Origin of the sequence: Halorubrum sp. CSM-61, assembly GCF_003781945.1 — an archaeon.
Classification (GTDB): Archaea; Halobacteriota; Halobacteria; order Halobacteriales; family Haloferacaceae; genus Halorubrum.
In genome coordinates this window covers 101,861-115,403 of the sequence record NZ_RJJW01000002.1, presented here as the reverse complement: position 1 = coordinate 115,403, position 13,543 = coordinate 101,861, and the positions used below count along the sequence as shown (strand labels likewise).

At 70.5% G+C, this 13,543-nt stretch carries 14 protein-coding genes; 6 read left to right on the top strand and 8 right to left on the bottom strand.

Going from position 1 to position 13,543, the window contains the following annotated elements:
* Window positions 1–8: 8 nt before the first annotated feature.
* The 3 genes from EDM04_RS03725 to ahaH form a co-directional block, all read right to left on the bottom strand.
* Window positions 9–260, bottom strand: coding sequence for a hypothetical protein (locus EDM04_RS03725; RefSeq protein ID WP_004049078.1), 252 nt, complete (start codon window positions 258–260; stop codon window positions 9–11).
* Between the two features lie 180 nt (window positions 261–440).
* Window positions 441–2,627, bottom strand: a complete 2,187-nt coding sequence (locus EDM04_RS03720; protein WP_123620170.1) for a V-type ATP synthase subunit I — start codon at window positions 2,625–2,627, stop codon at window positions 441–443.
* A 4-nt stretch (window positions 2,628–2,631) separates the two neighbouring features.
* Window positions 2,632–2,988 carry an ATP synthase archaeal subunit H gene (ahaH, locus tag EDM04_RS03715; protein WP_123619814.1) on the bottom strand — a complete coding sequence of 119 codons (357 nt, stop codon included), beginning with the start codon at window positions 2,986–2,988 and terminating at the stop codon, window positions 2,632–2,634.
* A 156-nt stretch (window positions 2,989–3,144) separates the two neighbouring features.
* Between ahaH and EDM04_RS03710 the strand changes: the two genes are divergently transcribed.
* Window positions 3,145–4,773, top strand: coding sequence for a P-loop NTPase (locus EDM04_RS03710; RefSeq protein ID WP_123619813.1), 1,629 nt, complete (start codon window positions 3,145–3,147; stop codon window positions 4,771–4,773).
* Window positions 4,774–4,825: 52 nt separating this feature from the next.
* Here EDM04_RS03710 and EDM04_RS03705 read toward each other — a convergent pair whose 3' ends face one another.
* Window positions 4,826–5,797 (bottom strand): transcriptional regulator, encoded by a 972-nt coding sequence (locus EDM04_RS03705; protein WP_123619812.1) that lies wholly within the window; start codon window positions 5,795–5,797, stop codon window positions 4,826–4,828.
* 208 nt (window positions 5,798–6,005) lie between these two features.
* On the opposite strand from EDM04_RS03705, the gene EDM04_RS03700 reads away from it, so the two are divergent.
* Complete coding sequence (locus tag EDM04_RS03700) at window positions 6,006–7,397, top strand: tRNA(Ile)(2)-agmatinylcytidine synthase (RefSeq protein WP_123619811.1); 1,392 nt, start codon at window positions 6,006–6,008, stop codon at window positions 7,395–7,397.
* 40 nt (window positions 7,398–7,437) lie between these two features.
* Here EDM04_RS03700 and EDM04_RS03695 read toward each other — a convergent pair whose 3' ends face one another.
* The 3 genes from EDM04_RS03695 to EDM04_RS18410 form a co-directional block, all read right to left on the bottom strand.
* Window positions 7,438–8,775, bottom strand: coding sequence for a PQQ-binding-like beta-propeller repeat protein (locus EDM04_RS03695; protein WP_123619810.1), 1,338 nt, complete (start codon window positions 8,773–8,775; stop codon window positions 7,438–7,440).
* A 104-nt stretch (window positions 8,776–8,879) separates the two neighbouring features.
* Window positions 8,880–9,110, bottom strand: coding sequence for a hypothetical protein (locus EDM04_RS03690; protein ID WP_123619809.1), 231 nt, complete (start codon window positions 9,108–9,110; stop codon window positions 8,880–8,882).
* Between the two features lie 74 nt (window positions 9,111–9,184).
* On the bottom strand, window positions 9,185–9,328 hold the full coding sequence (locus EDM04_RS18410) for a hypothetical protein (protein WP_164471078.1): 144 nt from the start codon (window positions 9,326–9,328) through the stop codon (window positions 9,185–9,187).
* A 96-nt stretch (window positions 9,329–9,424) separates the two neighbouring features.
* Between EDM04_RS18410 and EDM04_RS03685 the strand changes: the two genes are divergently transcribed.
* The 4 genes from EDM04_RS03685 (at window position 9,425) to EDM04_RS03670 (ending at window position 12,692) form a co-directional block, all read left to right on the top strand.
* Window positions 9,425–10,561 (top strand): Xaa-Pro peptidase family protein, encoded by a 1,137-nt coding sequence (locus tag EDM04_RS03685; RefSeq protein ID WP_123619808.1) that lies wholly within the window; start codon window positions 9,425–9,427, stop codon window positions 10,559–10,561.
* 202 nt (window positions 10,562–10,763) lie between these two features.
* Complete coding sequence (locus EDM04_RS03680; protein ID WP_123619807.1) at window positions 10,764–11,060, top strand: DUF5789 family protein; 297 nt, start codon at window positions 10,764–10,766, stop codon at window positions 11,058–11,060.
* Between the two features lie 152 nt (window positions 11,061–11,212).
* Window positions 11,213–11,659 carry a DUF302 domain-containing protein gene (locus EDM04_RS03675; RefSeq protein ID WP_123619806.1) on the top strand — a complete coding sequence of 149 codons (447 nt, stop codon included), beginning with the start codon at window positions 11,213–11,215 and terminating at the stop codon, window positions 11,657–11,659.
* Window positions 11,660–11,762: 103 nt separating this feature from the next.
* On the top strand, window positions 11,763–12,692 hold the full coding sequence (locus EDM04_RS03670; RefSeq protein WP_123619805.1) for a branched-chain amino acid transaminase: 930 nt from the start codon (window positions 11,763–11,765) through the stop codon (window positions 12,690–12,692).
* A 6-nt stretch (window positions 12,693–12,698) separates the two neighbouring features.
* On the opposite strand, the gene EDM04_RS03665 is transcribed toward EDM04_RS03670, so the two are convergent.
* A complete protein-coding gene (locus EDM04_RS03665) occupies window positions 12,699–13,421 on the bottom strand; it encodes a DUF502 domain-containing protein (RefSeq protein ID WP_123619804.1) in 723 nt (240 codons plus the stop codon).
* Between the last annotated feature and the right edge of the window lie 122 nt (window positions 13,422–13,543).

Below are 13,543 nucleotides of genomic sequence, written 5' to 3'. Positions count from 1 at the left end.
GATGCCGCTCAGACGATGAAGACGACGACGAGTGCGAGAATGACAATCGTCTCGGGGAGGACCGTCAGAATGAGCCCGTTGACGAACAGATCGTCGTCTTCGGCCATCGCGCCGACGGCCGCGGAACCGATTCCCCGCTCGGCGTACCCCGCGCCGAGCGCCGCCAGTCCGACGGCGAGTGCTGCCGCGGCGTTGGCGTCAGTCAGCGTTCCACCGGCCTGCAGTGCGACGTTCCCGAGTTCGTTGGTAGCTTCAAGCATTGGTAGTAGTTGCGGTTGCTCGTCTCCGAACAGTTGCTAGTTGCCGCCACAGTGGTCATAAAGCTTCCCAAAACGACCGAATAGAGCGCCCCTGACGCGGGAGAGAAGTGCGACTAACGGCGGCGAAATCCGGATACCGTGCTGCGTCCGCGAGGCGGGTCGCGGAGCGGACCGCGACCGTTACTCCTCGTCGGCGGTGTACTGCCGGTCGTACCCGAACGGCAGGTACGCGTTCCCGCCGCCCTCGTAGAAGTTCCCGAAGAACTCCACGTACTCGAGACGCACCGCCTGAATGCCGGCGGAGGTGACCCCGAGCGCGAGGACGACGACGTGTCCGACGACCGCGACGACGATACCGCCCACGAGCGCGACGACCCCGACGAGGCCGATCGAGGCCGGGTCGAACGCGGTCGTGATCCCGGCGAAGACCAGCTCGTAGTCGCCGGGGTGGTTCTGGACGTACTCGAGGTAATCCGAGGTGAAGATGAAGTGGAAGCTCCCCTCGCCGCCCTCGTCGATGTACGCCCCGAACGCCAGCAGGTTCACCGCCAGCGCCATCCCGCCCTTCGCGAGCAGCACCGCCATGATCCGGGCGTACGAGATGACGTTGACGATCGGTGCGAGCACCTCGGCGAGCTCCGGCGGCTCGCCGATCGCGAGCAGGACGACCCCGAGCACGATGGCCGCGATGGCCGCGTACCCGACGGCGACCGGGAAGCCGGCGAACGACACCGCCCCGAAGGTGAGGATCGAGAACGACTCGAACAGGAAGTCGGGCTTCGGACCGGGGAGGTGCTGGCTGAAGATCCAGATCCACGCGCCGTTGAGGATCAGCAGCCACGAGCCGCCCTCGTACAGCGCGTGTTTCAGGTCGTGCTGCTGGTAGTTGCTCACGAACGAGAGGATGTGCCCCGCGTTCAGGTGAACGAGTCCGAACAGCACACTGGCGACGAGGAACGACAGCGCCCAGTCGATGTCGGCGGGCGAGAGGCCCTTCCCGGAGACGGGCCAGTGGATATCGCCCGGCAGCAGCTGGTAGGCGTGGTAGCCGAACACGTCGATCCCGAAGTAGATGCCGAACAGGATCGTGAAGCCGCCGGCCCACAGCGCGACGGCGCCGAGCTCGCGGAACGTCCCCTCGTAGTTGCGGTACAGGAAGGCGCCGATCGCGGCGTACAACACGCCGTACCCCACGTCGCCGATCATGAAGCCGAACATGAGCGGGAACGTGAGGAAGACGAGGAGGGTCGGGTCGAACTCCGAGTACTTCGGCCGCCCGAAGCCCCGCACGAGCACCTCGAAGGGACCGGCCGCGCCCCCGTTGTTCTGGACGACTGGCGGGTCGTCGCCGCCGTGCGCCGCGTGACCGCCGTCGGTCGCCGCCTCGCGCTCGGCGTCGCCCGCGGCGCCGTCGCCCGCGACCGGCTCCGTGTGGTGGTCGCCGTCGGGGGTGAACGACGCGCGCTCCAGCTCCTCGACTTCGGCGTGGTCACCGACCGCGTCGGCGACGGCCGCCTGCAGGTCGGGGAACGTCTCGGTCGGGACCCAGCCCTCGGCGATGAAGGCGTTCTCGGTGGTCGCAAAGGAGAGCGGCGCCTGCTTCTTCTCGGCCTCGATGGTGAGCTGCTCTTCGGCGCGCAAGAGGAAGCCGGCCGCCTCCTCCTTCACCGCCGCGAGCTCCTCCTCGACCTCGTCGAGGTCGCTCCGGAGCACGTCGCGCTCGCGCTCCAGGTCCGCGACGTACTCGCTCGGGCTGGCGTCCGCGTCCGGAACCTCGAGCAGCGCGATGTCGACGCCCACGAGCGAGTCCTGCAGGACGCCCTCGTCGGCCCCGTCGGCGGGGCGAGCGAAGATCGCCACGACGTCGCTCCCGGCGAACACCTCGTACGCGGAGATTCCGTCCGCGTCGGCGAGCGTCGCCTCGACCGCCTCCGGCTTCGCCTCGCCGACGACGACTTCGAGCGAGTCGTAGCCGCCGAGCAGGTCGAGCTCGATGCCCAGGTCCGCGAACGGCTCCATCCGATCGATCTCCTCCTCCCGGTCTCGGATCTTCGCCTGCAGGTCGTCGCGCCGGTCGTTGAGATCGTTGACGCGCTCGCGCACCTCGGCGAGCTCCGCTTCGAGCTCCTCGTCGCCGAGCGGGCGGGCCCCGTCGACCTCGTCGCCCTCGACGTCGAGGATGCTCTCCAGCGAGCGCACGGTGACGAGCTTCTCGTTGACGGTCTCCGCGCCGTCGAGCGACTCACCGGGGGAGAACCCCTCGTAGCGCTCGTCGTAGTCCGTGACGTGCAGGGAGTGGTGTTCGTACGTCGCCTCGATCACGTCGTCGATGACGCGCTTCGAGCCCGTCACCGACACCTTGCTCATCCGCTCAGGCCTGAGCATCCACCGCCTCCTCGGCCTGTTGGTTCACCGCTTCTTCGAACCGTTCGACGGCGTAGTCGACGGCCGAGTCCACGCGGTCGCGGGCCTCGCGTTCGAGCTCGTCGCGGTCGGCACGACCCGATTCGAGGATCTCCTCGCGGCGCTCCTCGATCTCCTCGCGGGCCGCCGCCAGCCGGTCGTCGGCCTCGGAGTCCGCCTCTTCCTCGGCCTCCGCGCGGATCTCCTCCGCGCGTCGTCGAGCCTCGGCGAGGCGCTCGTCGGCGTCCGATTCCGCCTCCGCGATGATCTCGTCCGCCTCCGTTTCAGCCTCCTTGATCCGGTCGAGCACCTCTGGTCTCGCCATGCTACTAATCGCCTGAAACTCCACAAGCGACGTATAAGGTGTTTGCGAAAGTGCCCGCGCGGTTCCGCCGAATCTGGCGGTCGATCGACCCGCAACGCCGCCGGGATCGCGCCCTCGCCGCCTACATTTAAGTACCAGTCGCCGGACCCTCTCCGTATGGCAACGGTCTATGCGGTCGCGTCGGCGAAAGGTGGGGTCGGGAAGACCACCACGACCGCGGCGGTGGCGACGCTCCTGGCCGACTCGGGCGCCGACGTCGTCGCGATCGACGCCGACCTCGGCATGGCGAACCTCGCGGCTGCCGTGGGCGTGGCCCCCGGCGGGATCACCCTCCACGACGTGTTGGCGGGGGCGGCCGACCCCTCCGACGCGGTCCACGAGGGGCCCGCCGGCCTCCGCGTCGTCCCGGGCGCGGCGGACCTGGAGGCGTACGCGGCGGCCGATCCCTCCGGGCTCCGCGACGTCATCGACGCCTTCGACGACGCCGACTACGTGCTCGTCGACGCGGGCGCGGGGCTCTCGCACGACTCCACGCTCCCGCTCGGGATCGCGGACGAGACGCTCCTCGTCTCCACGGCGGAGCGAAGCGCCCTCGGCGACACCGAGAAGACCCGGCAGCTGACCGAGCGGCTCGGCGGCTCCGTCGCGGGCGCCGCGATCACCCGCCTCGACCCCGCGACCGCCGCGGACGACGCGCCGATCGAGGCGGTCACGGAAACCCTCGACGTGCCCGTGATCGGGCGTATCCCCGAGGACGACGCGGTGTTGGGCGCGGTGGAGTCGGGGCGGCCCCTCCCCGTCTTCGACCCGGACGCCCCGGCGACCCGCGCGTACCGGGACCTGACCCGGACGCTGACCGGCGCGCCGATCGACGGTCTCGGACTCGCCGCCGGCGACGTGGCGGTCGACGCGGAGGGACCGGACGAACCGATCGAGACCGACGAATCGAACGAATCCGACGAAGCGGACGAACCGGACGAGCCGGACGGTTCCGGGGGGAACGACGTCTCACTGGAGGATGAGGACATCATCGTCGCCGACTCCGAGCGGGCGGGCCTCGGAGAGCCAGGCGACGAGGAGGACATCATCGTCGCCGCGGAATCGCCCGTCGAGGACACCGAGGCCGACCCCGCCGAGCCCCCCGAAGCCGACGCGGCGGTCGACGCGTCCGCGGGCCCCGACGACGGCCCGATCGGCTCGGAGATCGACGCCGTCGACGGCGAGACCGAGACGGTCGGCGAGGGCCACGTCGACGGCGACGACCTCGAATCGATGATCGAAGAGGACCTCGAACCGGAGACGTTCGACGAGGGAGACGACGAGGCCACGGGCACCGAGCGTCCCGTGGAGCCGTCGCCGAGTGACGTTCCCGAACCAGACGGAGAGCCCGATCCGGAGCCTGATCCTGATCCGGAACCTGATCCTGATCCGGAACCTGATCCTGATCCGGAACCTGATCCTGATCCGGAACCTGATCCTGATCCGGAACCTGATCCTGATCCGGAGCCAGACCCGGACCCGGAGCCAGACCCGGACCCGGAGCCAGACCCGGACCCGGAGCCAGACCCGGACCCGGAGCCAGACCCGGACCCGGAGCCAGACCCGGAGCCAGACCCGGACCCGGACCCCGACCCGGACGACGAGCTCGCCGGCAGCGTCCCCTTCCGCGACGACGACACGGGAACGATGAACACGGCCCTCTCGGAGGAGACGGAGTCACGGGAGGACGACGAGGACGACGAAGAGGAGAGCGGCGGCTTCTTCAGTCGCCTGCTCGGCCGGTAGCGAGCGCGGCGCTCTCGGCGGTCGGATCAGCGCGAACGAGGTCGCGGACCGATCAGGCCTCGGACGGCGCCTCCGCGCGGTCGCGGATGAGCTCGCGGATCTCCTCGGGATCGGAGATGCCGGCGAGCTCCTCGCAGGAGACGAGGGCGGTGCCGTCGACCGACTCGCGCTTCTCGTCCTCCTCGGTGAAGTAGACCGAGCGGGTCCGGGCCACCTCGCCGATCGAGGACATGATCCGGGCGCGCTTCTCGGCCGCCGGCGTGAACGCCGAGTGACCGGTGAGCACTCGCGCCACGGAGCTCCCCTCGTCCTCGGAGACGGCCTTGAACGGCGCGCGGGCGGTCGGGTGGACCGTGAAGCCCGCGTTCGTGAGCACGTGGAGGACGTGCTCGTCGTCGGGATCGGTCTCGGGCGCCGAGGGAGTTGGGTCGGCGTCGCGAACGTCGTCGGCGCCCTCCAGCACGTCGACCGGGCTGGAGAACGGCTCGCTGAACAGCTCCTCCAGCTGGATCGCCACCTCGATGGAGGCGTTCATCCCGTCCTCGTACTTCGAGACGGTGCGGCGCGAGACGCCGAGCTCGGTGGCGAGCCGCCCGAGCGACCAGCCGCGCTCCTCGCGCTCGTCGGCCAGGAGATCGCCGTCGAGGCTGACGTAGAGCCCGCCGGGGGCCGCGTAGATGAGCGGAGGCATCCCCTCGACGAACAGGTCGTACCCCGTATCGGGGTTGATCACGGGGACGCCGTGCCGGAAGTAGACGACCCCCGGCTTCAGCTCCTCGTCGCGGGTCCGGATCCCGATCACCATCGGCGTCGCCTGCAGGTACTCGCCGAGCCGGCGCATCTCCGCGCCGGTCTCGGCGTCGAGCGCGTCGACGTTGCCGAGAATCTTCAGGAGGACGAGGTCCTCGTCGCGCCGGGCAGCCACGTCGAAGCTCTTGGGCCGGACCGCACACCGGTCGCTGACGAGGAAGCCCGCGTCCTCCAGCATCGCGGTGACGTTATCGATCAGCGCAGTCCGGGACATAGTCGAGATAAGCGGCTCGCCGTATATATGCGTTGTGTCAGTCGTACGCGCCCGAAACGCCCGCCAGCTTGCGATTTTCCCGATCGGGATGCCGATGCAGTTATATACCGGTTAACGGCCTTCTCCGCTCTCTCTGCCCCGTCCCCGCCCCGACCCTGCCCCGTCCCCGCCCCGAAACCGGTTTGTCCGGGAGCGCGAAAGGGCGCGTATGCCCATCGTCGCCGTCGACGACACTGACTCCCGCGAGCGCGGGATGTGCACGACCTACGTCGGCGCGCGGCTGGCCGAGCGCCTCGACGCGGCCGGCGGCCGCGTCCGCCGCCGGCTCCTCGTCCGGCTCAACCCCGCGGTGAAACACAAGACCCGGGGCAACGCCGCGGTCGCGCTCCACGTCGCCGGCGTCGGCGCGGAGACGGCCTTCGACCTCGCCGCGGAGGCCGTTCGGGAGTTCGCCGCGGCCGACGACCCCCGGACCTCCCCCGGCGTCGTCGTCGCCGATATCGACGCGAGCAGCTTCGATCCGGCCGATTCCGACGGCTCGCCGATCCCCGCCGGAGTCGGCGACTTCGCCCGCCGCGCGCTCCGGCACCGCCTCTCGCTCGACGAGGCCCTCGCGCTCGCCGACGGCCACGGCTTCCGCCACGCGGCGTTCGGGTCCGGCGGGGAGACGGACGCGGAGAGCGTCGCCGGGCGCGGCCGGATCGGCGCGCTCGCGGCGGTCGGCGCCCCCGCCGCGTTCGACGACTGGACCGTCGAGCGCATCTCCTACCGCGAGCTGGACCGCTGCGGCACCCCCCGCGACGTCGACGTCGAGAGCGTCTTCGCGGCCGCGGACCGGGGGTACCCGACCGTCTGGGACACCGTCGACCGCGGGACCGGCGAGGCGGTCTGCGTGCCGAACGCCCCCGGCCCGATCCTCCACGGGATCCGCGGCGACGACGCCGAGGCGTGCCGCGAGGTCGCCGCGGCGATCGCCTCCGAGCCGGTCGAGCGCGCCGCGACGTTCGTCACGAATCAGGGCACCGACGCGCACCTCGCGCCCGGCGCGATCGGTGACCTGCGCGACGGCGCGGGCTACCGCGTCGACGTCGTCGTCGCGAGCGAGCCGGAGACGAGACGCGGGGGGCACGTCCACGTCGACGTGACGGCGCCGAGCGCCCCGAACGGCTCGGCGACCGACGACGACCGGGTCCCCCGCCTCCGATGCGTCGCGTTCAAGCCGACCGGCCGGTTCCGCGACCGCGTGCGCGCCCTCCGCCCCGGCGACCGGGTGACGGTGTGCGGCGAGCACGAGGTGCGGCGGGTCGAGGACGGGGCCAAAGCCACGCTGAAACTGGAGAAGTTCGCCGCGCGCGACCTCGTCGAGACGGAACCCGCCGTGCCGACCTGCCCCGACTGCGGGCGGTCGATGTCCTCGGCGGGACGGGACCAGGGCTACCGCTGTCGCGACTGCGGCACCGACGCCCCCGGAAAAGTCGACGAGCCGATCGAGCGGGAGCTGGCGGCCGGCTGGTACGAGGTCCCGCCGAGCGCCCGGCGCCACGTCGCGAAGCCGCTGGTTCGCGGCGGGTTCGACGCCCCCACCCACCCGGAGCGGTGAGTCGGCGGGGTCGAGTGCCGCCGAGCGATGTCGTACGTCGCTACTCGCTCGCGACCAGCTTGTAGCACATCCCGGCCTCGTCGGAGTCCTCCGGGGCGCGCTCCGCGTAGTAGATCCCGTCGTCGGTCACCGCGGGCGCGCTGGTCACGTCGCCGCGGCCCTGAGAGGTCCAGGTGACCGAGCCGTCGTCGCGGTCGAGCGCGTACAGCTTCGCGTCGTACGCGCCGACGAGCACGTGGTCGTTCGTGGCGACCGCGCTCCCGGTGATCCAGCCGCCCGTCGGGGTCGACCACAGCTTCTCGCCGGTCTGGAGGTCGATGGCGTAGGCGTTGCCGTCGTGGCTCCCCACGTACACCTCGCCGTCGTGGACCGCGGGCGCGCACATGACGCCGCCCGTGTCCAGCGGACTGGGCTCGTCCTTCGACGTCTCGCCGCCCTCGGTCTCGAACTCCCACAGCATGGAGCCGTCCTCGACGTCGACCCCGGTGACGGTCCCCGCCCACGAGGGGACGACCGCGATCCCCTCGCTGATCGCGAGCGGGAGCTTCACCTCGCCGCCCGTGTCGTAGGTCCACTCCCGGTCCAGCTCGGGGAACGACCACGCGTAGCAGTTGCCGTCGTTCGAGCCGAAGATGAGGCGCCCCCGTTCCCGGTCGATCGCGACGGTCGAGTGCGGGTGGTCGGTGGGGCGCTCGTCGCGCCACTCGATCTCGCCGGTCTCCGCGTCCATCTCGACCACGCTCCCGCTCGGGGTCGGGTGCTCGACCGCGACGTAGAGTTTCCCGTCGAGGTAGGTCGGGCTGGCGGCGGCCGAGCCGCCGACCTTGTTCTGCCACAGGATCTCGCCGTCCTCGAGCGTCAGCGCCGAGACCACGCCGTCGTAGGTGCCGACGTACAGGCTCCCGTCCGCGATCGCCGGCGTCCCGTGGCTGCCGCGGTCGTCGTCGCTGATCGAGGTCGCCCAGTTCACCGAGCCGTCCGGCGCGATCGACTGCACTCGGCCCGTGTCGTCGGCGAGGACGATCGCCCCGTTCGGCGCCTCCACCGGGCTCCCCTTGGAGGCCGAGTGGTCGCCGCGATTGGCCGGGAGCTCCCACGCGACCTCGACGGCGTCCGGTATCGTCGCGTCGATGTACCCGGTGTTCCGGAGCCCCTGCCGGAACTGCGTCTTCAGCCCGTCGTCGGGCGCTTCGGTCGGGCGGTCGCTTCCGTCCGAGTCGCCGCCGTCGCTCCCGTCTCCAGTCCCCCCGTTTCCGGGCGTGTCGCCTTCGCCGGTCCCGTCGGTGTCGAGGGCGGAGCACCCGGCCAGTCCCGCGGCGCCCGCGGCGCTCGCGGCACCGATGACCCGCAGCCACTCCCGACGCGTTCGTTCGGTCATGGTGGCTCCCTACCCGGAGCGAGGATAAAAAGCCACGCTCCTCGGTCGTGCGCCGACGAGTCGATCGGCGGGTCCCGCAGTCGGCGTCCGCCCGTCGCCGGTAGTCAGTCGTCGATATCGTGCGCCTCGCGCCACGCCGCCGCGCGGTCGAGCGCGGCCTCGCGGTCGCCGAACCGCTCGCGCTCGTAGACCGACTCGTCGTCGGCCTGCTCCATCACGTCGAGGCGGGCGACGAACCCGCCGTCGCCGCGCTCGCGGATCCGGACCGTCGCGTAGCCGTCGGAGCGCTCCCACTCGGTGATCACGTCGTCCTCGCGTCCCAGTGACCAGGGCATACCGGAGAGCGTGCGCGGCGCGGCTAAAGCGGCAGCGGTTCGGCGTCGGTCCCGTCCGGTCAGGGCCGGGCCGGTCAGGCGTCGTCGCCCGTCGGCACCGTCGCGTGCGAACAGACCGGACAGACCGCGTAGCCGAGGGCGTCGTACGGCACCGACGCCGAGGGGGCGGTCACGTCGCACTCGGGGCAGTCGAACGTCGACCCCTTCTGGATGCTCATACCGAATCCGTTCCGCCGCTTCGCGTATCGTTATGCGCCGCCTGCTCGTTCGCAACGCATCCTTACTTATAAACGACCACCGGTCCGACTGCGACCGTGACCGAAGACGTCCATGCAGAACGGCGCGAGCGCGCGACGGCGCGGCTCCGGGAGACCGGCGCCGCCGGGCTCGTCTGCTTCCCCAGTCGAAACCTCCAGTACCTCACCGGCTTCGCCGAGGAGCCGGGCGAGCGGCACCTCCTGCTCGTCGTGCCGGCGGACGACCCTCCCGCGGACGGAGCCACCGCCACCGAGCCGACCCTCCTCGTCCCCGCCCTCTACGAGACGCAGGTCCGGGAGGAGACCACCGTCGGCGCGGTGCGGACGTGGGCCGACGGCGACGACCCGACCGCCGCCGTCCGGGACCTCCTCGGCGACCTCGGGCTCCGCGAGGGTCGGCTCCTCGTCGACGACACGATGTGGGCGACGTTCGCGCAGGACCTCCGGGACGCCGCGCCCGACGCGGAGTGGGGCCTCGCGAGCGAGGCGCTCGCCGACCTCCGGGTGCGGAAGGACGAGGCGGAGCTGGACGCGATGCGCGCGGCCGCGGCGGCCGCCGACGAGACGGTCCGGGACCTCCGCGACCTCGGCGCGGACGCGGTCGGGATGACCGAACGCGACCTCGCCGACCGGATCGCCGACCGATTGGCCGTCCACGGGGGCGAGGGGACCGCCTTCGAGACGATCGTCGGCGCGGGACCGAACGGAGCGAAGCCCCACCACGGAAGCGGCGACCGCGAGATCCGCGCGGGTGAACCCGTCGTGCTCGACTTCGGCACCCGGGTCGACGGGTACCCCTCGGACCAGACCCGAACGCTGGTCTTCGACGGCGAGCCGCCGGCCGAGTACGAACGCGTCCACGAGGCGGTCCGCGAGGCGCAGGCGGCCGCGGTCGAGGCGGTCGAACCGGGCGTCCCCGCCGAGGCGGTCGACCGGGCGGCCCGCGAGGTCATCGAAGCCGCCGGCTACGGCGACGCGTTCGTCCACCGCACCGGCCACGGGGTCGGGCTCGACGTGCACGAGGAGCCGTACGTCGTGGCCGGTAACGACCGGGCGCTGGAGCCGGGGATGGTCGTCTCGGTCGAGCCGGGGATCTACCTCGACGGCCGGTTCGGCTGTCGGATCGAGGACCTCGTCGTCGTCACCGAAAACGGGTGCGAGCGGCTGAACGACACCGACCGCGGCTGGCGGTGAGGAGAATCCCTCTCGAAAAGACCGCGCGGGAACCTTGGCGTGCCGATCCGGCGCGCGGTCCGTGGGAATCGTGTGCGTGATCCCACTCTCAACTTGGACCCGGATCGCATAACCCTAACACCAAATTATTTCGGGTCGGTTCCGTACCGACGCCCCGGTCCGCATCGAAACCATTAGTGTCGACGGAGCGAAAGCGCGGGGCATGAGCGACACCGACGAGGCCGAGGCGGAAGAGCCGGAGGAGCCGGCCGTCGAGCTGGGAGAGGGGCCGGACGTGGCGGGCGAGCCGATCGCCCGCGTCGCGTCGCGGCTCACGTGGCCCGCGAAGCGCAGCGACCTGCGCGCACAGGAGGGCGACGCGACGATTCGGACGCCCGAGGGCGCCCGCGACCTCGACGACGTGCTCGCGGAGTCGGACGTTCCCCTCTTCGAGAGCCGGAGCGAGTTCGTGACCGAGATCGAGGCGGTCGTCGGCCGCGGACCGGTCGCGACCGAGTAGCCGGTTCCCGATCGCTTCCGTTCTTCCGATTTCGCTTCCGTTCTTCCGATTTCGCTTCCGCTCTCCCGTTTTCGCTTCCGCTCTCCGGGCCCTCCTCCGTTTCGCCTCTCGACCGTCGCGAGCTTTTTGTTCGGGCGGCGCCGACTTCTCGTATGACGATCCCCTTCGATCCGCACGAGCTCGACCCCGAGGAGTACGGCGAGACGCAGACGACGCTCGAAACCGACCACGAGTCGGCGATCGAGCGCGTCCGCGAGGTGTGCCTCGACGAGGGGTTCGGAATTCCCGTCGAGTTCTCCCCGTCCGACCTGCTCAACGAGAAGGTCGCGGCCGACCGCGACCCCTACTACGTCCTCGGCGCCTGCAACCCCGAGATGGCGGACCGCGCGCTCGACGCGACCGACGAGCGGATCGGCGCCCTGTTCCCCTGTAACATGATCGTCCGGGAGGTCGAGCCCGGCACGCAGGAGGTGTACCACGTCTCGATCATGAAGATCGCCCGACTGCTCGGGCTCCCGACCGACGACGAGGAGATGGACGCGATCATCGGCGACACCGGCGAGATGGTCGACGCCGTGTTCGGGGAGTTAGAGAAGTAGGTGACCGCCGCCAGCGAATTTATAAACGAGTTCGACGGCCACCGTTCCGGCAGCCGCCGTCCGGTTGTTACAGTTTTAAGCCCGCCGACCGCAACCCCCGATCATGGGATTCGACGAGATGGACGTCGACACGATCTGGAAGAACGGTGAGTTCCTCGACTGGGAGGACGCGACCACTCACGTTCTGACGCACGCGCTCCACTACGGAAGCGGCGTGTTCGAAGGCGTCCGCTGTTACGACACCGAGCAGGGCCCGGCGGTCTTCCGGTGGGACGAGCACCTCGACCGGCTGTTCGACTCCGCGAAGATGTACGACCTCGACATCGAACACTCCCGCGAGGAGATCACCGAGGCGACGATGGAGCTCCTCCGCCGGCAGGACCTGGAGTCCTGTTACATCCGGCCGATCGCCTACTACGGCTACGACTCGCTGGGCGTCTCGCCGAAGGAGTGCCCGACCGACCTCGTCGTCGCCGCGTGGCCGTGGGGCGCGTACCTCGGCGAGGAGGCCCTCGAGGACGGCGTCGACGTGATGGTCTCCTCGTGGCGGAAACACGCCTCCTCTCAGGTGCCGACGAACGTCAAGACCACCGGCCTGTACGTCAACTCCATGCTCGCGGGCGAGGAGGCCCGCCGCAACGGCTACGTCGAGGCCATCGTCCTGAACAAGGAGGGCAACGTCGCGGAGGGGCCGGGAGAAAACGTCTTCATGGTCAACGACGGCGAGATCTACACCACCGGCCCCGCGCAGTCGATCCTCGAGGGGATCACCCGCGACACCGTCATCGAACTGGCGGAGGAGCGCGGCTACACCGTCCACGACGAGGCGGTCGTCTCCCGCGGCCAGCTGTACACCGCCGACGAGCTGTTCTTCACCGGCTCCGCCGCGGAGGTGACCCCGATCCGGTCGGTCGACGACACCGAGATCGGCGCGGGCACCCGCGGCCCGGTGACCGAGGAGCTGCAGAGCGCCTTCTTCGATCTGGTGGAGCGCCGGACCGACGCCCACGACGACTGGTTCACCTACGTATAAAAGAAATCAGTTCCCGTCGCTCTCGGCGTCGCTGCCGCCGTCGGTGGACGGGCGGTCGGACTCGCCCGGCGTCCCGTCGGTGCGGACGCCGCCGACGCCGCCGGGCGTGCCGGTAGTTCCGTCCGGGGGGCTCTCCTCCTGAACGGGGACCTGATGCGCGGACTCGGCAAACCCGGCCGAGAGGACGCGGGTCATCCCCTCCTCGACGGTCTCGCCCGTCTCCTCGACGCGCTCCGGCTCGACCTCGATGACGAAGCCGGTGGTGATGTTCGGGGCGGTCGGCATGAACAGGACGATCTTCCCGTCGCGTGTCTTCTTCCCGGTGCGGAAGGCGGTCATGCGGATCCCCGGCCACGTCTCGATGTACACCGGGCTCTGTAGCTCGTCCGTCCCGGAGACGGCCGTCTCCATCGCGAGCTTCGAGGCGTTGTACACCACGCGCAGCGCCGGGATCTGGTTTATCGCGCCGTCGACGGCGGACTCCGCCAGCCGGCCGAGCGTCGTCCGCATGAAGTAGCCGACCGCGAGGACGACGGTCGCGAACACCGCCAGCGCGATGATCACCCGCGAGACCGGTTCGAGGGGCGCGGGGATGATCGCCGGTTGGAGCCCCTCGATCAGCGGGATCGACGCGATGTACCGGTAGATCCACTGGAGGACTAAGAGTAACACCAACAGGGGGGCCAGCACGATGAGGCCGCTGGCGAAGTCGCGTTTCCACGTGGACATCTATCGAGTCCGTATCAGTCGGCAATCCTTAAAGGGGCTTCTACACGCTGAGCAGGCCGAGTGCCTCGGGGCTCGACCCCGAGGCGGTTCACGCCTCGAGCGGCCTCGGCGGGCGGTCGGCG